Origin of the sequence: Streptomyces botrytidirepellens (genome assembly GCF_003721215.1) — a bacterium.
Classification (GTDB): Bacteria; Actinomycetota; Actinomycetes; order Streptomycetales; family Streptomycetaceae; genus Streptomyces; species Streptomyces himastatinicus.
Genome location: NZ_RIBZ01000886.1, coordinates 39129 through 56778 on the forward strand (window position 1 = coordinate 39129; position 17650 = coordinate 56778).

General features: G+C 68.7%; 14 protein-coding genes. 10 read left to right on the forward strand and 4 right to left on the reverse strand.

The genetic code is table 11. From position 1 onward, the window contains the following. Window positions 1–22: 22 nt before the first annotated feature. From EEJ42_RS49920 to EEJ42_RS49945, 4 genes are all read left to right on the forward strand, one after another. Window positions 23–313: a heavy-metal-associated domain-containing protein gene (locus EEJ42_RS49920; RefSeq protein WP_123108769.1), complete on the forward strand. Its 291-nt coding sequence runs from the start codon at window positions 23–25 to the stop codon at window positions 311–313. A 67-nt stretch (window positions 314–380) separates the two neighbouring features. Beyond that, window positions 381–2633 (forward strand): heavy metal translocating P-type ATPase, encoded by a 2253-nt coding sequence (locus EEJ42_RS49925; protein WP_123108770.1) that lies wholly within the window; start codon window positions 381–383, stop codon window positions 2631–2633. Window positions 2634–3817: 1184 nt separating this feature from the next. Continuing rightward, on the forward strand, window positions 3818–4555 hold the full coding sequence (locus tag EEJ42_RS49940) for a cytochrome c biogenesis CcdA family protein (RefSeq protein ID WP_123108771.1): 738 nt from the start codon (window positions 3818–3820) through the stop codon (window positions 4553–4555). 283 nt (window positions 4556–4838) lie between these two features. Beyond that, window positions 4839–5933, forward strand: a complete 1095-nt coding sequence (locus EEJ42_RS49945) for a serine hydrolase domain-containing protein (protein WP_123108772.1) — start codon at window positions 4839–4841, stop codon at window positions 5931–5933. On the opposite strand, the gene EEJ42_RS49950 is transcribed toward EEJ42_RS49945, so the two are convergent. After that, the gene (locus tag EEJ42_RS49950; protein WP_123108773.1) at window positions 5867–6337 is read right to left on the reverse strand and encodes a hypothetical protein; all 471 of its coding nucleotides are present in this window, start codon (window positions 6335–6337) and stop codon (window positions 5867–5869) included. The genes EEJ42_RS49945 and EEJ42_RS49950 overlap by 67 nt on opposite strands. Window positions 6338–6339: 2 nt before the next feature. Here EEJ42_RS49950 and EEJ42_RS49955 point away from each other — a divergent pair, with 2 nt between their 5' ends. The 5 genes from EEJ42_RS49955 to serA all read left to right on the forward strand — a co-directional run bounded on the left by EEJ42_RS49955 (window position 6340) and on the right by serA (window position 12497). Beyond that, window positions 6340–6525, forward strand: coding sequence for a hypothetical protein (locus EEJ42_RS49955; RefSeq protein WP_123108774.1), 186 nt, complete (start codon window positions 6340–6342; stop codon window positions 6523–6525). A 1205-nt stretch (window positions 6526–7730) separates the two neighbouring features. Beyond that, window positions 7731–8183, forward strand: a complete 453-nt coding sequence (locus tag EEJ42_RS49960) for a hypothetical protein (protein WP_123108775.1) — start codon at window positions 7731–7733, stop codon at window positions 8181–8183. A 125-nt stretch (window positions 8184–8308) separates the two neighbouring features. Continuing rightward, on the forward strand, window positions 8309–9454 hold the full coding sequence (locus tag EEJ42_RS49965; RefSeq protein WP_123108776.1) for a PLP-dependent cysteine synthase family protein: 1146 nt from the start codon (window positions 8309–8311) through the stop codon (window positions 9452–9454). Then, on the forward strand, window positions 9454–10779 hold the full coding sequence (locus tag EEJ42_RS49970) for an MFS transporter (protein WP_123108777.1): 1326 nt from the start codon (window positions 9454–9456) through the stop codon (window positions 10777–10779). The genes EEJ42_RS49965 and EEJ42_RS49970 overlap by 1 nt, the downstream gene beginning before the upstream one ends. Window positions 10780–10907: 128 nt before the next feature. After that, window positions 10908–12497, forward strand: a complete 1590-nt coding sequence (gene serA / locus EEJ42_RS49975; protein WP_123108778.1) for a phosphoglycerate dehydrogenase — start codon at window positions 10908–10910, stop codon at window positions 12495–12497. A 210-nt stretch (window positions 12498–12707) separates the two neighbouring features. On the opposite strand, the gene EEJ42_RS49980 is transcribed toward serA, so the two are convergent. Beyond that, on the reverse strand, window positions 12708–14180 hold the full coding sequence (locus EEJ42_RS49980; protein WP_123108779.1) for an MFS transporter: 1473 nt from the start codon (window positions 14178–14180) through the stop codon (window positions 12708–12710). Between the two features lie 157 nt (window positions 14181–14337). Between EEJ42_RS49980 and EEJ42_RS49985 the strand changes: the two genes are divergently transcribed. Next, window positions 14338–15186: a helix-turn-helix domain-containing protein gene (locus tag EEJ42_RS49985; RefSeq protein ID WP_123108780.1), complete on the forward strand. Its 849-nt coding sequence runs from the start codon at window positions 14338–14340 to the stop codon at window positions 15184–15186. Between the two features lie 337 nt (window positions 15187–15523). Here EEJ42_RS49985 and EEJ42_RS49990 read toward each other — a convergent pair whose 3' ends face one another. After that, on the reverse strand, window positions 15524–16480 hold the full coding sequence (locus EEJ42_RS49990; RefSeq protein ID WP_246098078.1) for a HoxN/HupN/NixA family nickel/cobalt transporter: 957 nt from the start codon (window positions 16478–16480) through the stop codon (window positions 15524–15526). A 293-nt stretch (window positions 16481–16773) separates the two neighbouring features. Further along, window positions 16774–17634, reverse strand: coding sequence for a F510_1955 family glycosylhydrolase (locus EEJ42_RS49995; RefSeq protein ID WP_123108781.1), 861 nt, complete (start codon window positions 17632–17634; stop codon window positions 16774–16776). Window positions 17635–17650 lie beyond the last annotated feature (16 nt).

A 17650-nucleotide genomic window follows, 5' to 3' on the forward strand; every position in this document is an offset into this window, starting at 1 on the left:
TCTGTGATTCCCAGGAGGAAGCATGTCCGACTGCTGCACGCCCGACGGAAGCTGCTCGACCGGTGGCACGCAGAGCGCGACGGCCACAGCGGCCGACAGTGTCTCGACGGTCTACACGGTGACGGGCATGACCTGTGGCCACTGCAAGTCCACTGTCACCAAGGCCGTCAGCGAGATCGACGGCGTGCTGGGCGTCGAGGTCGATGTCGATGCCGGCCGCGTCGCCGTGACCACCAGCGGGGAGCCTGACGACGCCGCGTTCGCGAAGGTCGTCGACGAGGCGGGCTACGAGCTCACCGGCCGCGCCCTCTGAGCCCCCTCCATGCTGCTGGGCCCGCAAACCCCCGTGCGGGCCCAGCTTTCCCTCTTGAGGAGCATTGATGACGAATCTCACCGAAACCGGCGAGGTCGAACTCGCCATCGGTGGCATGACCTGCGCCTCGTGCGCAGCGCGGATCGAGAAGCGGCTCAACCGCATGGACGGGGTCGAGGCGACCGTCAACTACGCGACCGAGAAGGCGAAGGTCAGCTACCGCGGCGAGAGCGTGACCGTCAAGGACCTGATCGCCACGGTGGAGGCGACGGGCTACACCGCCGAACAGCCGGTCCCGCGGCGCAGCGGGCCCGCCGCCGAGGAAGCGGGGGCGGCGGAGGAGGAGGCCGGCGAACTGCGCCCCCTGCGTCAGCGGCTGGTGACCACCGTGGTCCTTGCGGTGCCCGTGATCGCGATGGCCATGGTTCCCGCGTTGCAGTTCGAGTACTGGCAGTGGCTCTCGCTGACGCTGGCCGCACCTGTGGTCACCTACGCGGCCTGGCCCTTCCACCGCGCGGCCTGGATGAATGCCCGGCACGGTGCGGCGACGATGGACACCCTGATCTCGGTGGGGACTTCGGCCGCGTTCCTGTGGTCGCTGTGGGCGCTGTTCTTCGGTACCGCGGGCACCCCCGGCATGACGCACCCCTTCGAGCTGACGATCGCCCGCAGCGACGGAGCGGGCAACATCTATCTGGAGGCCGCCGCCGGCGTCACCGCCTTCATCCTGGCAGGACGCTACTTCGAGGCGCGATCCAAGCGGATGGCGGGTGCGGCGCTCAGGACCCTGCTCGAACTCGGGGCCAAGGAGGTCACGGTCCTGCGCGACGGGGGAGAGTTCACGATCCCCATCGCCGACCTGCACACCGGTGACCGCTTCCTGGTGCGTCCCGGGGAGAAGATCGCCACCGACGGGACGGTGGTCGAGGGTTCGTCGGCCGTCGACGCCTCGATGCTCACCGGGGAGTCCATGCCGGTGGAGGTCGTCGTCGGGGACAGCGTCGCCGGTGCCACCCTGAACACCAGTGGACGGCTCGTTGTCGAGGCTACCCGGGTCGGTGCCGACACCCAGCTCGCCCGGATGGCGAAGCTGGTGGAGGACGCGCAGAACGGAAAGGCCGCCGCGCAGCGGCTCGCCGACCGGATCTCGGCCGTCTTCGTCCCCATCGTGATAGCCCTCGCGATGGGCACATTCGGCTTCTGGCTCGGCAACGGGGCCGGTCTGACGGCGGCGTTCACGGCCGCTGTCGCCGTGCTGATCATTGCCTGCCCGTGCGCCCTGGGCCTTGCCACCCCGACAGCCATCATGGTGGGCACCGGCCGCGGCGCCCAGGTGGGCATCCTGATCAAGGGACCCGAGGTTCTGGAAACCGCCCGCAAGGTCGACACCGTCGTACTGGACAAGACCGGCACCGTCACCACCGGCCAGATGACCCTGGTCGCGGTGCGGACCGAGGAGGACGAGGCCGAAGTCCTGCGCCTGGCGGGCGCTTTGGAGAACGCCTCGGAGCATCCGATCGCCCGCGCCGTCGCCGAGGGCGCGAAGCAGAAGGTCGGCGCGCTCCCGGTCCCCGAGGACTTCGCCAATGTCGCCGGTCTGGGCATTCAAGGGATCGTCGAGGGTCACGCGGTGCTCGTGGGCCGCCAAAGGCTGCTGGACGAGTGGGAGATCCGCCTGCCGGCCGACATGGAACGGGCCAAGGCGGAGGCGGAGGCCGCAGGGCGGACCGCGATCGTGGTGGCCTGGGACGGCGAGGCACGGGCCGTACTGGAGGTCGCAGACGCGATCAAGGAGACCAGCCCTGAGGCCATCAGCCGACTGCGTGCCCTCGGCCTCACCCCGATCCTGCTCACCGGCGACAACAAGGCGGTGGCCACCACCGTCGCGGCCGAGGTCGGGATCGACAAGGTGATCGCCGAGGTCATGCCCGAGGACAAGGCGGACGTGGTCAAGCGTCTCCAGGGGGAGGGCCGCAGTGTCGCCATGGTGGGCGACGGCATCAACGACGCGGCCGCACTCGCCCAGGCCGACCTCGGTCTGGCAATGGGGACGGGGACGGACGCGGCCATCGAGGCAAGCGACCTCACCCTCGTTCGAGGCGATCTGCGAACGGCGGCGGATGCCATCCGTCTGTCACGCAAGACGCTCGGGACGATCCACTCGAACCTCTTCTGGGCTTTCCTCTACAACGTGACCGCTCTGCCGCTGGCCGCGGCGGGCCTGCTGAACCCGATGATCGCGGGCGCCGCGATGGCATTCTCGTCGGTCTCCGTGGTCGGCAACTCGCTCCGGCTGCGGCGCTTTTCCGCCCAGTCGTGAGGTCTGCTCCTCATCCCTGCCTGCGGCGTGCCACGTGGTGACGGGTGTCCTCCGGCGTCAGAAGCCGGAGGACACCCGTCGTGTGATGTGCCACCACGCCCATCGCTCGGGGCCTGACGCCGCGACCCTGCGGCAGGGGTCATCTGCCGACCGGGGTGTCACAGCAGTCGGCGCGCCCGGGGACTGCGCGGCCGGGGCGCTCCAGCCTTGCGGCAACTGCCTGGAGGAGCGCCACCGCCACCATGCGGACGAGAGGGTCGGACGCTGCGCGTCGGGCAAGACGTATGGCGCGGGGTACGGGACTTTCCCGGTCTTCGTGTGGCATGGGCGCTGTCACCTTCTCCGCTGTCGACAACACGCTTTCCTCGGTAGAGGCTCACGGAGCACCATACCCTATAGGGGTATGGTGCTCCGATGCTCCGTGAGTTGTGAGCACCCTGCCTTGCCGAGGAGGGAGGGGGAGCTGAGGCCGTAGCGAATCTGCGGCGCACGGCTGCTGGGCTCCGGCCGTAAGTGATCAAGTGTTCGGTGATGGCTCGCCTTCAATGAAAGCGCAGATCAGCGTGTGCGTCCGCGCGGTTTCAGCGGCACTGGGGGGAGTTCAGGAGCGGGCAGTGGCGGGCCGCTGTAGCCGTGTACCTCGCCGAAGCGGCGGCCCGCTGCCCAGTCCTCGCGGGCCTGGGTGATGTCGTCGTGGGAGCGGAACGCATCGGACTCTGGGCGCTCAGCAAAGTGTCAGCATCGGCGCCCGAGGAGTCAGCAGTACATGGCGGCCAAGACGCTCGCCCGGGGGATGGGTACCTCCTTCAAGGACTGCGAGCACGCTCAGTCCCGGTGGTCCGAGTGCCCGCACCCATACAAGATCCGGTACCGCGATGCGGCGGGCAAGCAGACCGAGGAGTCCGGCTTCGCGATCCAGGACGACGCGATCGCGCGGTTGATGGAGGTCTACCACGAGAAGAGGTCGGCGCCGCGGTCCCAGACCAAGGCGGAGCGCATCCAGAAGTACAGAGCGATGCGGTTCGCGGAGTACACCGCAGATTGGAAGGCCGGTCAGCGGGATCCGTCCGAGTCGTCCGTCCGGCACCTCGACTCGCTCCTGGAGCACCACCTCTTCCCGGCCCTTGGAAGTCGCCGGCTGACCGGCGAGCAACCCCCGCGGACGCGGGGCCGACTGGCCGACGGTGGGATCCCTGCTCCTGGCCGCCCCGATCGCGCTGGCCGCGGGCGCGATCACCATCGCTTCGCCGTGCTGCCTGCCGCTCGTGCCTGGCTGGCTCTCGTACGCGACCGGCATGGCCGGCTCCGACGTGGAGGCGGCCCCGGAAGGACGCAGCAGACACCGCGCGCTGCTTGGTACGGCCCTCTTCGTGCTCGGCTTGGCTGCCCTGTTCGCCGCCTACGGGGCCATGTTCGGCGGGATCAGCACCCTCCTCTTCGCTCACCAGGACACGCTCATCAAGGTTTTGGGCGTACTGACGATCGCTCTCGGGCTGATGTTCATGGGGGTTCTGGAGCGGGTTCCGCTGCTCTCCCGCACCCTGCGACCCCGCTTCACTCCGCGCGCTGGCTTGGCGAGCGCTCCCCTGCTGGGGGTGATGTTCGGGCTCGGTTGGACCCCGTGTATCGGCCCTGCGCTCTCCGCTGTGCTCTCACTCTCGCTCACCACCGGATCGGCGAGCCGCGGCGCGTTCCTGGCGTTCCTCTATGCCCTGGGTATCGGAATCCCGTTCATGCTGTTCACGCTGGCCCTCGGTAAGAGCCTCCGCGTCTTCGACTTCGCCCGTCGGCACGCCCGTGGCGTCATGCGCACAGGTGGGGCCCTGCTCGTGCTGGTCGGCCTGTTGCAGGTCAGCGGCCTGTGGAGTCAAATGATCAGCGGAATGCAGGGCTGGGTCAGCGGATACCAGCTCCCCTTGTGACGCCCCTGTGCGCCACAGACGAAGAGGCTCAGCCCGCGGGAAAGCTGTGACCTGCTTGAGCTGTGTAATGGGCCATTGTTGGGCAGAAGAGGTCGCTGAGCCGGGTGCCACCACCGGCCCTGCGGCCAGGCCACAGTCCCGCAGGCACGCCAGATGGTTTGCACCTGGCACCCCATGGCGAGGCATACCCCTCCGGGGTACCCTCCGAGGAAAGCTGCAGCCGCCCAAGGCACAGGAGGGCGGATGTGCTGCGACTGCGGGCTGGACAAGAGAAGAGGGCGGGATGAGCGTCGAGGGGTTCGCCGCGGGCGGCTACGAAGCGGTGCGCGAGGCCTTACAGCGGTTGGTGGACGACGGCTCGGAAACTGGGGCGGGTCTCTCGGTCTGGCGGGAGGGCCACGAGGTCGTCCGGCTGAACGCGGGGTGGGCCGATACCGGGCGGAGCCGCCCCTGGCGCAGCGACACCCTGGTCCAGCCTTTCTCGCTGTCGAAGGCGTTCGTCACCATCGCCGCACTGGTGGCGGTTCGCGAGGGCGCGCTGGCACTGGACGAGCCGATCGCCAACTATTGGAGCGAGTACGGCGTCCGGGGCAAGGAGCGAACCACACTCCGTCACGTGCTCACTCATCGGGCGGGCCAGCCCCGTTTCACGGCTGGCGCCGCAGATCTCGACCTGCTGGATGACAGCGGACTGCGGAAGGACCTGGCACAGGCAGCACCGGAGTACGCTCCCGGGGCGGCGTTAGGGGAACACGCGTTGACCTACGGCCACTTGGTCGACGGCATCCTGCGCGCAGGCGCCGGGACCACACTGGGGGACGTCTTCAACGATGTGGTGCGACCTGCGCTGAGTCTCGATGCCTGGTTCGGAGTGCCCGATCAGGCGCTGGACCGCGTCGCCGACCTGGAGTACGCCGACCCGAACTGGCCGCGGCAGCTCCACGCGGCGCCGTGGCTCGAGATCCCCGCCGGGGCTCTGGATACAGGGCGGGTCAACTCCCGGGCATGGCGACAGTCGGTCTTCGGAGCGGTCAACCTGCACACCACCGCGACCGCGATGGCGGCGTTCTTCTCCCACCTCACCGACGAGGACGGGCCGGTACGCCACCTACTGGGCCCACAGTTACACACCGAGCTCCTCACCTCCCAAGTCACCGACTACGACGAGGTCTTCGGCACCGAGATCACCTGGACGCTGGGCTTCGTACGCGACAAGGGCAAGATCGCCAAGGGTGGTATCGGCGGCTCCGTTGCCTGGTGGTCACTTCGACACCACCACGCCTGCGCTTACCTGACGCGACGATTGGACGATCACTCCCGGGCCGCCGAGATCGCCGCCGCCCTGGGGGACGACCTGACCGTCATGCGCGAGGACTGAGCAAGCGCTCCCTCCTGCGGACTGACCGCCGCCCGCTTCCGAGTAACCGGCTTCGCGGCATTCGCAGGCAGGCCTACTGAACGCATTTCCATCTCCTTACGTACTAAGGACATCAGCAGTTCTGCCGATGCCCGTCGGTTCGAAAGGGCGATCATGGGAAGCATGGCCTTGAGCTGATCCATAGCGGCGATCTCCATGGTGGTGGCGGCCATCAGCGCCGCCAGACTGACCGCGTCGAACGGGGTGACCCGGTTCGCGGCGGGGAACGACCTGCTGATGGCTCTTGGCATGGCCGCCATGACGCTGCCCGCGACGGCGGCCTGGTTCGGAACATGCGGCGTCTGGTGGGCCTCAGCGTTCGGCGTACTGGTGGTGGCAGGGATCAGTATGTCCGTCGTCCGCACGCGTGAGCAGGGTCGTCGTCTTCCTGGTGTCCCTGACCGTGTCCGTATGGGGCCGAACCCGCAGTGCGGGCCAGGGCAAGGGCGTGGCCAACCGCCGCCGTCCCGGCACCTCGCCCACCACGGCGCTCGCCGCCCACATCGGCATGGGCGGCACCATGGCGACGATGCTGCTGATGATGGCCGCCTGACGCCCGCGCCCTGACGGCTACGGAGCACCACGAACGACTGTTGGACGAGCCGTCCGCTGAGCGGCTTGGTTCAGGTCGGGGGACGAGCCACACACGTACCAGACCGGCACATCCGGGCCGCGCAAGAACACCGCGATCGCGCTGCCCAAGAAGATCCTGTCCGTCTTCTTCGACACCGCCGACCGGGCCGGTGGACACCGCACTGCCACGGCCCACACCACGGCGAGGCCGGGATGAGGGCGAGCCTGGGCTACCGGGCATCAGCCGAACTCCACAGCACGAATGAGGCACCACGAGGCCGTCGATGGAGCCGTGAGGCGGATCACGTCTGACGGTGGACAGATGGCCGCGGCTCGTGCGAAAGGGCGTCGAGGTTGGGGCGACCTGCCGTTTCATGAGACCCGAAGCATCAGCCTGATCCTTTGCGTGAAATCTGTGTACAGCTGTTAACTCCATGTTTCCGAGAGAAGTTTGCGCCGCGCCGCCGGGCAATGGTTACGATCACGGCATGGTTACGGCTTGGTCGCGCTCCGGCATGCTGCGGCCCCGCTCCGCGGGGCCGTTGCGTCTGCTGTGGCTGGCCGTTCTGGTGCTCGGCGTCCTGGTCACGCACGGCGCGAGCGCTGAGAGTGCCCAGGGGCACGCAAGGGCCGGTGCGACCGCGCCCACACACGCGTCCGTCGTGATGCAGGAAGGTCACGCGAGCGGGGCCGGAGGAGGCGGTGCTGCCGCGAGCGCATCGCCTGACGTTGCGGCAGCCGACGGCCAGCACGAGGATGACGGCTCGCCCCACCCAGCTGCAGACTGCCTCTCCGGCCAGCCCCAGCAGGACCTGTATCTGGCCGCACCCAGTCTGTCCACACGGGGCCGTGTGCCATCGACGCACCCGTTTGCGTTGGAGAAGCCCGACCCCTTCCGATCGGGGCCTGCCGTTCTTTCGTTGACGGGTTCGAGAGTCTCCGTGGTGCAGCAGGTCTAGATTCCGGCGTCCCCGACTGGCCGCCGCTCTCCTGAGAGATGACAGCCCCGTCCTGTGGGACGGGTCGGCCCAGTGCGGTCAGTTCCCGGCCCCTGGACGTCCGTAGCCACGCTTCCTCGCGTTGAACGGACCGCTCCCCGCTGCCTGCCTGCTCGGATGCCTGCTGATCCCGATCCGCCGCTCCCTCGCCACGCCGTGGGAGCGACGGCCACGCCCCGGAGGAACCATGCCGTTCCACCCCCTTTCCCACGCTCACATCAGCCGCCCGGCCACCAGGGCTCGGCTGCTGCGGCTGCTGGTCTTCGTCCTCGGAGTACTGCTGCTGTGGGCGTCCGGCTGTTCCGCCACACACGCTCACGACAGCCACGCGCAGAGCCGACCCTCGGCCTCGGCCGACCTCGTCCCGCTCGCGTCGTCGGACACCGAGCGTGCGATGCCCCACGAACCGCATCCACACTCCGGTGCGCATTGCGCGCCGGACGTGGTCAGCCAAGTGCCTCCGCAAGCCCGGCAGTTGTTCACGGACACGGCGGTCATCGCCGTCTTCGCCGGAGTGGCGGCCGGAGTGACCGCCGCCGTGGCCGGCCAGCAGTGGGTCGCTCGACACGGAGGAAGCAGACCCCGGATACGGCGTTCAGGCCGGTCCACCCTCGCCGTCGTCTGCCGGTGGCGGATCTAGACGGGGCCTTCGCGGCCATCGACACGGGCCGCGCGTGCTGCCACCAGGTCCCGAGGCCGATGCCTCTTCCTGGGCCGGACGGCACGCCCGACGAAACCCCGTCACACCACCGATGAGAGCGGAAGATGAACCCGCAGACCACCACCGAGATCACACTTCCCGCCCGCTCGGCCCTGTCCGAGCTCGTGGGCGACACCCCGGTTCTCCGGATCTCCGATCCCCTCACCCCCGCTGACCGGGGGTTCTGGGCGAAGCTGGAGGGCTTCAACCCCGGCGGGATCAAGGACCGGCCCGGCCTGTACATGGTCGAGCGGGCCCGCGCCCGTGGCGATCTGCGCCCGGGCGCCAGGATCATCGAATCCACCAGCGGCACCCTCGGCCTGGGACTGGCCCTGGCCGGCATGGTCTACGGCCACCCCGTCACCCTGGTCACCGACCCGGGGCTGGAGCGGTCCATGACCCAGTTGCTGACCACCTACGGAGCCCAGGTCGACGTCGTCTCCGAACCCCACCCCACCGGCGGCTGGCAGCAGGCGCGGCGCGAGCGAGTGGCTCAGCTCATGGCCCGGTACCCCGGCTCGTGGTGCCCCGACCAATACAACAATCCCGACAACACCACCGCCTACACCCCACTCGCGCTGGAGCTGGCCTCCGAACTGGGCCACATCGACGTGCTGGTATGCAGTGTGGGTACCGGCGGCCACTCCGCCGGGGTCTCCCGGGTGCTGCAGGCCCTGTACCCGGAGCTGAAGCTCGTCGGCGTCGACACCATCGGCTCGACCATCTTCGGGCAGCCCGCACGCACCCGGCTGATGCGCGGCCTGGGTTCCAGCATCTACCCCCGCAACGTCGCCTACGACAACTTCAGCGAGGTGCACTGGGTGGCACCGGCCGAGGCGGTGTGGACCTGCCGCCAGCTCGCCGCCTCCCACTACGCCACGGGCGGCTGGAGCGTCGGCGCGGTCGCCCTGGTGGCTGGCTGGCTGGCCCGCACCCTGCCCGCGGACACGAAGATCGCGGCGATCTTCCCCGACGGCCCGCAACGCTATCTCGGCACGGTCTACGACGACGACTACTGCGCCGCCCACGGTCTGCTCGACTCCCCGCCGCCCGTCGGACCGGAAACGATCGGCCGCTTGGACGAGAAGGAAGTCAGCCGCTGGACCCGGTGCACCACCGTGGTCGACCCGCTCACCCTGTCCGACCCGGCACAGGAGAACGACGCTGCCGAGTTCGCTGAGTTCGACACCCTGGAGGAGGGAGACCGGTGATGGACCGGCAGTCACATTCCGGGGGAGCCCTGGCGCAGATGCGCTCCTACCCGCGCAGCGTCCAGTTGTTGATGGTGAACCAGTTCTCCATCAACCTCGGCTTCTACATGCTGATGCCGTACTTGGCCGCGCATCTGTCCGGCACGGTCGGGCTGGCCGGCTGGGCCGTCGGGCTCGTGCTCGGCATCCGCAACTTCAGCCAGCAGGGGATGTTCCTGGTCGGCGGAACCCTGGCCGACCGGCTCGGCTACAAGCCGTTGATCATCGCCGGGCTGATGCTCCGCATCGTCGGCTTCGCGACCCTCGGACTGGTGGACGCGCTGCCCGCGCTGCTCGCCGCATCCGCGGCGACCGGGTTGGCGGGCGCCCTGTTCAACCCGGCGGTGAGGGCCTATCTCGCGGCGGACGCCGGGGAGCGCAGGGTCGAAGCGTTCGGGCTGTTCAATATCTTCTACCAGGCCGGCATCCTGCTCGGCCCACTCGTCGGCATGGTGCTCACCGGTGTCGACTTCCGCGTCGCCTGCCTGGTGTCGGCCGGGATCTTCGCACTGCTGAGCATCGTGCAGATCCGCAGTCTGCCCGCCCGCCGGGCACATGACGCACCGACCACCAAGGGAAGCGGCCGGCAGGACGGCGTGCTGTCCCAGTGGCGCACCATCGTGGCCAACCGGCCGTTCCTGCTGTTCTCGGTCGCCATGATCGGCTTCTATGTCATGCAGTTCCAGGTCTATCTCGCGCTGCCGCTGGAGGTGCGGCGCCTGGGCGGCGACGGAACGTCCGGGACAGCGGCGGTGGCGATGCTCTTCGCTGTTTCGGGCTTGAGCACCATCCTCTTCCAGACCAAGGTGACCGCGTGGTGCAAAGCCCGTATGGAGCCGGGCCGGGCACTTGCCTGGGGGCTGTTCACCATGGGCGTGGCGTTCTTGCCCCTGCTGGTACCGACGGCCGTGCCCGTGCCGGAGGGCGGAGTGGGGCTGTGGCTGCTCGCAGCCGTGCCGCCCGCGCTCTCCGCTCTGCTCCTGGCGGTGGGAACGATGATCGCCTACCCGTTCGAGATGGACACCATCGTCCGACTCTCCGGTGACCGCCTGGTCGCCACGCACTACGGGCTCTACAACACCATCTGCGGCGTCGGCATCACGCTCGGAAACCTGCTGACCGGAGCCTCTCTGGACGCCGCCCGCGCGGCCGGCGTCTCCGCGCTCCCGTGGATCGTGCTCTGCGCGCTCGGCCTGGCCTGTGCCGCCGCCCTGTACGGACTGCACCGCACGGGCCGCCTCGCACCGCCGGTACGCGAGACACAGCCCGAGTCGGTGTCTGCCTGACCCATGGTCCTGCGGCAGGGAGGACGAGCTTTCCTTGTCCTCCCTGCCGACCATGCGTCGAAGTCGCCGCCGAATGCGGCCGCCGGGGCGGCCGTTCCTCAACGAACCAGTAGGGATTGAAATCCACCGTGAGCTCGAAACCTGTCGTACTCCTGGCTGAAAAACTGTCGCCCGCCACTGTCGACGCCCTGGGCCCGGACTTCGAGATCCGGCTCTGCAATGGCGCCGATCGAACCGAACTCCTCCATGCGATCGCGGATGTCGACGCCATCCTGGTACGCAGCGCGACCAAGGTCGACGCGGAGGCCATCGCCGCCGCCAAGAAGCTGAAGGTCGTCGCCCGCGCCGGGGTCGGCCTCGACAACGTCGACGTCCCCGCCGCCACCAAGGCCGGCGTCATGGTCGTCAACGCTCCGACGTCCAACATCGTCACCGCCGCCGAGCTCGCCTGCGGCCTGCTCATCGCCACCGCGCGGAACATTCCGCAGGCCAATACCGCGCTGAAAAACGGCGAGTGGAAGCGCAGCAGGTACACCGGCGTCGAACTGACCGGGAAGACCCTCGGCGTGGTCGGCCTCGGCCGCATCGGCGTGCTGGTCGCCCAGCGGATGTCCGCCTTCGACATGAAGGTCGTCGCCTACGACCCGTACGTGCAGCCCGCGCGCGCCGCGCAGCTGGGCGTCAAGCTCCTCTCGCTCGATGAGCTGCTGGAGGTTTCCGACTTCATCACGGTCCACCTCCCGAAGACGCCCGAGACGGTCGGCCTGATCGGCGACGAGGCACTGCACAAGGTCAAGCGCGAGGTGCGGATCGTCAACGCCGCGCGCGGCGGGATCGTCGACGAGCAGGCGCTGGCCAGCGCGCTCAAGGAGGGCCGCGTCGCCGCCGCGGGCCTGGACGTCTTCGCCCAGGAGCCGTGCACCGACTCCCCGCTCTTCGAGTTCGACAACGTCGTGGCCACTCCACACCTGGGCGCATCGACCGATGAGGCACAGGAGAAGGCGGGCATCGCCGTCGCCACGTCGGTGCGGCTGGCGCTCGCGGGAGAGCTGGTCCCGGATGCGGTCAACGTCGAGGGCGGCGTCATCGCCGAGGACGTCCGCCCCTGCGTGCCGCTCGCCGCGAACCTCGGCCGGATCTTCACCGCCCTGGCCGGGGAGGTCGCGGTCCGGCTCGACGTCGAGGTGTACGGCGACATCACCCAGCACAACGTCAAGGTGCTGGAACTCTCCGCTCTCAAGGGCGTCTTCGAGAACGTCGTCGACCAGGCGGTTTCCTACGTCAACGCACCATTGCTCGCGCAGGAACGCAGGGTCGACGTGCGCCACACCACCAGCTCGAAGTGCCCCGACCACCACCATATGGTGACCGTCCGCGGCACCCTGAACAGCGGTGAGCAGGTCGCGGTCTCCGGCACCCTGGCCGGCCCCAGGAACATCCAGAAGATCGTGTCGGTGGGTCAGCACACCATCGACCTCGCGGTCAGCGATCACCTGATCTTCCTGCGGTACAAGGACCGGCCCGGCATCGTCGGCACCGTCGGTCACGTACTCGGCGAGGCGGGCCTCAACATCGCCGGCATGCAGGTCTCCCGGTCCGTGCCGGGCGGTGAGACGCTCGCCGTCCTGAATGTCGACAGCATCGTCCCAGCCGACGTACTCAACGAAATCGCCCAGGAGATCGACGCCACCTTCGCCCGCTCGGTCACCCTCGACTGACCCACATCAAGGTCGCAGAACCCGGGCCGCTCACTGCTTCGGCGGTGGGCGGCCCGAGGCCGCATGCGGCCAAGACGAGCCGCGCCGTGGTGGCGACCGAGCCAAAGCCCGTCAGGTGGTGACGTACCCGACTCCTCATATCTGCGCGGCCTGTTGGCCGAGCGGGCCACCCTTCTGAGTCCACGCCGAAAAGGGCAAGCGAAGCGGCAGTCAGGTACGGTTCTCCTGCTCGGCCGGTGCTTCTCCGGCGCCGGGCGCGAGTGCTGGTCGTCGATCCTTCCCCGGCAAGGTGGCGATGAGGAGGGCACCGAGCACGACGAAGGCAGCGGCTACGGTGAGCGCGAGTGAGAAGCCTTCCGTCGCAGCGTGCAGAGGGCCGTCCTGCGCGGACAGGGCGTCGCTGCGTCGTGAGGCCACGGTGACCAGAAGGGCCACCCCCACTGCGCCGCCGATCTGTTGAACGGAGCTCATGACGGCCGAGCCGAGACCGGCGTTCTCCTCGTTCGTGCCCGTGAGCGCAGTGATGGTCAGCGCAGGCAGGGTCAGGCCGTTTCCCAGGCTCGTGACGAGCATGCCCGGCAGGACTCCGGATGCGTAGCCGTCGCCCGGTGCTATACCGGAGAGCAGCAGCAGTCCGGCCGAGCAGATCAGGAACGACAGGGCGAGGGCCCGGCGAGGCCCGAGCCGGTCCACGGCACGGGATGAGAGCCACATGCCCGCGAGGATGCCCGCGCAAAAGGGCAGGTAGGCGACCCCGGCCGTGAGCGGGTCGTAGCCGAGGACCGTCTGGACATGGATCATCAGCAGGAAGGCCATGGCGTACAACGCCGCGGAGAACAGCAGCATCGCCCCGTTGGCGACGGCACGGGTCCGATGGGTCAGGAACGACAACGGCACCAGCGGCTCGGCCGTACGGGACTCGACCGCGAGGAAGGTGAGAGCCAGGACGACGGCGAGAAGCAGGGGCCCGGTGGAGCCGAGGGTGCCCCAGCCCGATGTCCTGGCCTGGAGCAGTCCGTAGACAAGGGACACCAAGGCGCCGGTGCCCAGCACCGCGCCGGGCACGTCCAGGCGTACATGACGGGTGGCCCGGCTCTCAGCGACCAGGCGTGGGAGCAACAGGAGGGCAAGGGCGGCAACGGGCAGGTTGATCAGGAAGATCCAGCGCCAGGACGTGAGACCGGACAGGGCACCGGAGATCACCAGTCCCATCGTGCCGCCCAGCCCCGCGATGCCGCCCCATACGCCGAACGCCTTGGCGCGCTCCTCCGGGGCTGGGAACAGCAGGGTGATCAAAGACAACGCGGCCGGGCCGGCCATGGCCGCGCCCGCGCCCTGGACGAACCGTCCGGTGATGAGCTGCCAAGGCTCCTGTGCGAGCCCGCAGACCAGGCTCGCGGCGCCGAAGAGCGCCACGCCGCTGAGGAAGACGCGTCGGCGGCCCAGCAGGTCGGCCAGGCGGCCGAACAGCAACAGCAGCCCGCCGAAGGCGAGGAAGTAGGCGTTGACGACCCACGCCAGGCCCGCGGTGTCGAAGCCGAGGTCGTCCTGGATGCTCGGGAGGGCGACGTTCACCACGTTGTCGTCCAGGACGAGCATGAACTGTACGAGGCACAGCACGATCAGCGCCGGCCGACGGCGGGTGGTGGCCGTGGCCGTACGAGCTGATGCCCCCGCGGTCATGACGGACGTCCCGAGGGCGTGGCCTGCGCGTCCGTACTGTGGTGGCGCCCATGGCGCGGATGACTGATCGGCATACCGCGACGCTATGCACCCGCCACTGTGACCGCGATCCGCTACGGGGTCATGTCATAGCGCATTGAGGACATACGCTGAGCACGTGACCGAGGCGATATCAGGCGCTGTCCCACCCGGACCGGGGGCTATTGTCGTGGGGCACTTCCCCTTGTCCTCGGGGGAGTGGATCCCCGCACACAGCCACCCGCACCACCACCAGTTGGCGTGGACTCGACGCGGCGTACTCGGCATCGCCGTCGACGACAGGTACTGGGTTCTGCCGCCCACCAGGGCACTATGGGTGCCCGCAGGGGTCCTCCACCGGACCGGCGCGACCCGGGACGCGGTGCTGTGCGGCATCTACCTCGAACGAGACCGGTGCGGCGTGGACTGGACGGAGCCCACACCGGTTGCTGTCAACGGTCTGCTGGCCCACCTGTTCGCCCACCTCAGCCGCGACGACCTCCCGGAAGACGCGCGCCTGCGCGCCGAGGCGGTCGTACCCGATCTCCTGCACCCGTTGCCCGCCCTGCCCATCGACGTGCCGCCGCCCGTCGACGAACGGGTGCGTGCCGTGGCCGACGCGCTGCTCGCGGATCCCTCGGACCGGCGGAGCCTGGAGTCGCACGCGCGGGCTGTCGGGGTGAGCCGGCGCACCCTCACCAGGCTGTTCGTCGACGACACCGGGATGAGCTTCGATCGCTGGCGCGTCCACGTGCGGCTGCGTGCCGCACTGTCCCTCCTCGCCGAGGGGCAGCCCGTCTCCCGGGTCGCACACGCGGTGGGGTATGCGACACCGAGCGCGTTCCTCGCGGCATTCCGGCGAACCGTCGGCACCACGCCGGGGCGCTACCTCAACGGCGACGTCCTTGGCTCCCAGAACGGTTCGGGAAATCCAGGCGACTCGGATTCGCAGGGCTGCGGTGAGGGCTGCCCTACCTTCGCTCCTTGAGCATCTTCCGCATCTTGGTGATCTTGGCGATCTGTGCCGTAATAACGTCGCCCGCCAGGGAGCGAGGGTTCTGTTCGTCCTGGCCCTCGGTGGGGCCGCGGGCCCCGCTCGGCATGTTGACCGGCTTAACCTGCTCCAGCGAAGCCATCCCCCTGTGAGCAGGTGCCTGAGGTTGGAGCGCAGACCTCAGAGTGAGGCCGCGGATCCACCGAACGGCTAATCTACTTAACAATATAGGTGATGGTGGGCCGGGGGTTCTCACCCTCGCCGAGGCTGCTCCTGCTTGGCTTGGCCGCGGTTCCCGGCTCGATCGGCGGGAGGTCGGCCCTTTACCCGGTCAGAGCGATGGATCGGGCTTCGCCTCGACAGGGGCGCGGTGTAGCGGATATCGCTCGTCGAAGCGCCGCACCTTCCAGAGCGTCACGGCACCGATCCACGTCACCAGGAATGTCACCACGATGACGATGCCGATCGTGTTGAGGTCGATGCGGGTGAGCCACGACCACGGCCGGTGGTCCGCCGCGCCCAGCTGCTCCGCGAGCAGTGAGACCAGCTCCACGGTGCCGACGACGAAGGCGACGAAGATCGAAAGGCCAGTCATGGTGAGGTTGTAGTAGATCTTGCGGACCGGGTTGGAGAACGACCACTCGTACGCTTTGGCCATGAACACCCCGTCGGTGGTGTCCATCAAGCTCATGCCGGCGGCGAAGATCAGTGGCAGGGCGATGATGGCGAGTGGCGGCAACGTGCCGTCCGCGGCCGAACCCGCCGCCAGGCCCAGCGCGCCGACCTGGGTGGCGGTATCGAATCCGAGGCCGAAGAGCAGGCCCACGAAGTAAAGCTGCCAGCTGTGCTCGATGAACCGGTTGTAGCGGCCTTTGAAGACCCGGTTCATCAACCCGCGGTCGGCGAGAAGCTGCTCCAGTTCCTCCGGTTCGTGGCGACCTGCCTTCGCCTCGCGCCAGGTGCGGACGATGCCGCGCAGCACCGCCAGGTTCAATGTGGCGATCGCGTAGAGGAAGACGCCGGAAACCAGAGTCCCGATGACGCCGCCGATCTCCGCGAACCCGGCCTGGAAGCGGTTCGCGGCCTGAGCGGCGAAGGTGATGCCGACGGAGAGGCCGAACACGACGGACGAGTGGCCGAGCGAGAAGGCCAGGCCCAGCGCCAGCGGGCGTTTGCCCTTCTGCAGCAGATAGCGGGTGGTGTCGTCGATGGCCGAGATGTGGTCGGCGTCGAAGGCGTGGCGCATGCCGAGCGTGTAGGCCAGCCCCGCCGCCCCCGCGTACAGCAACGCCCCTGGCTGTCGGTGAGGTTGTGGTAGCGCGCGTTGTAGTACGCGAACAGTCCGAACCCCACGATGTGGAGTGCCGCCACCACGCCGTACATAGCTGCGAGCCGGCGTATCTCGCCTCGGTCGAAGCGGCGGGCTCGTGCACTCATGGACGGCTTCCTTCGGGGACGATCTTGTTATGCGCTTTTTGCGATGACAGCTTATGTGCAACCACCATGCAGTAAGCGGGCGCGGGCCTTCTGTTCGAGGAGGGAGAGCGTTGTCGGCGCGGCCGACATGGCGTTACGGGCGGGTCAGTGGCCGCCACTCGACTCGACGGCGAGGCGCTTGGCGAAGGTCTTGCCACCGTCCTTCGACTCGTACACGCCGCTCTGCGTCGCGGCCAGGACGCGCTGGGCGTCGACGGCGGTGAGCGCCTGAGGCTGTCCGCCGGGGACGGTGGCGAGCTTCTTCCACGTGGCGCCGTCATCGGTGCTGCGGCTCAGCCTGCCGGAGGTGTCGATGCCGTAGAGGGCGTTCTGGGTCTTCCAGGAGAGAAAGGCCATCACCGGCTGCTTGCCCTTGTCGAAGGTCTTGCCGCCGTCGGTACTGCGGGCGACTCCTTCCGCGGTGGTGGCGAGGACGAGGTCGGCGTCGTCCGGATCGACCGCGAGGTCGAGCGCCTGGAACGTCGCTCCGTCCTTCCAGGTGGTGCCGTCCTTGGTGGTGCGGAGCAGGCCGTTGGTGGAGTCGTAGCCGTAGACGGTGCCGTGTGCGTAGTCCAGGGCGTGGAAGTCGGACTTCCCTGAGAGGGAGAGCGACCTCCAGCTCCTGCCCGCGTCGGTGCTCTTGATCAGTCCCTTGTTGCCGGGACCGTCCGCTCCGGAGGCGGGGTGGCCGCTGGCGTAAAAGGTCTTGCCCTGGGCCACCGTGAAGCCCATGAAGTCGTCCTTGCTGTCGCCCACCAGTTTGGGATTGCCCTTGGAGTCGGGGGTGTAGATGCCTTCGTGAGTCGCGACGTACAGGCGCTGGTCGGACGGGTCCAGCCCGAGTCCGTGGATGTGGCTGACGGTCGTGACGGCATCGGACGAGTCCGTGTCGCCGTCTCCGCTGGAGCAGGCGGCCAGTGTGAGGCCGAGGGCGACGGCGGTGGCTGCCTGGACGGCGCGGTGCATCTTTATGAGTCCTCGG

What these genes read in the sequence shown, in the direction of transcription:
- EEJ42_RS49920 (WP_123108769.1), top strand. Translation starts at nt 23, where the DNA reads ATGTCCGACTGCTGCACGCCCGACGGAAGCTGCTCGACCGGTGGCACG.
- EEJ42_RS49925 (WP_123108770.1), top strand. Translation starts at nt 381, where the DNA reads ATGACGAATCTCACCGAAACCGGCGAGGTCGAACTCGCCATCGGTGGC.
- EEJ42_RS49995 (WP_123108781.1), bottom strand. Translation starts at nt 17,634, where the DNA reads ATGCACCGCGCCGTCCAGGCAGCCACCGCCGTCGCCCTCGGCCTCACA.
- EEJ42_RS49965 (WP_123108776.1), top strand. Translation starts at nt 8,309, where the DNA reads ATGAACCCGCAGACCACCACCGAGATCACACTTCCCGCCCGCTCGGCC.
- EEJ42_RS49960 (WP_123108775.1), top strand. Translation starts at nt 7,731, where the DNA reads ATGCCGTTCCACCCCCTTTCCCACGCTCACATCAGCCGCCCGGCCACC.
- EEJ42_RS49980 (WP_123108779.1), bottom strand. Translation starts at nt 14,180, where the DNA reads ATGACCGCGGGGGCATCAGCTCGTACGGCCACGGCCACCACCCGCCGT.
- EEJ42_RS49945 (WP_123108772.1), top strand. Translation starts at nt 4,839, where the DNA reads ATGAGCGTCGAGGGGTTCGCCGCGGGCGGCTACGAAGCGGTGCGCGAG.
- EEJ42_RS49970 (WP_123108777.1), top strand. Translation starts at nt 9,454, where the DNA reads ATGGACCGGCAGTCACATTCCGGGGGAGCCCTGGCGCAGATGCGCTCC.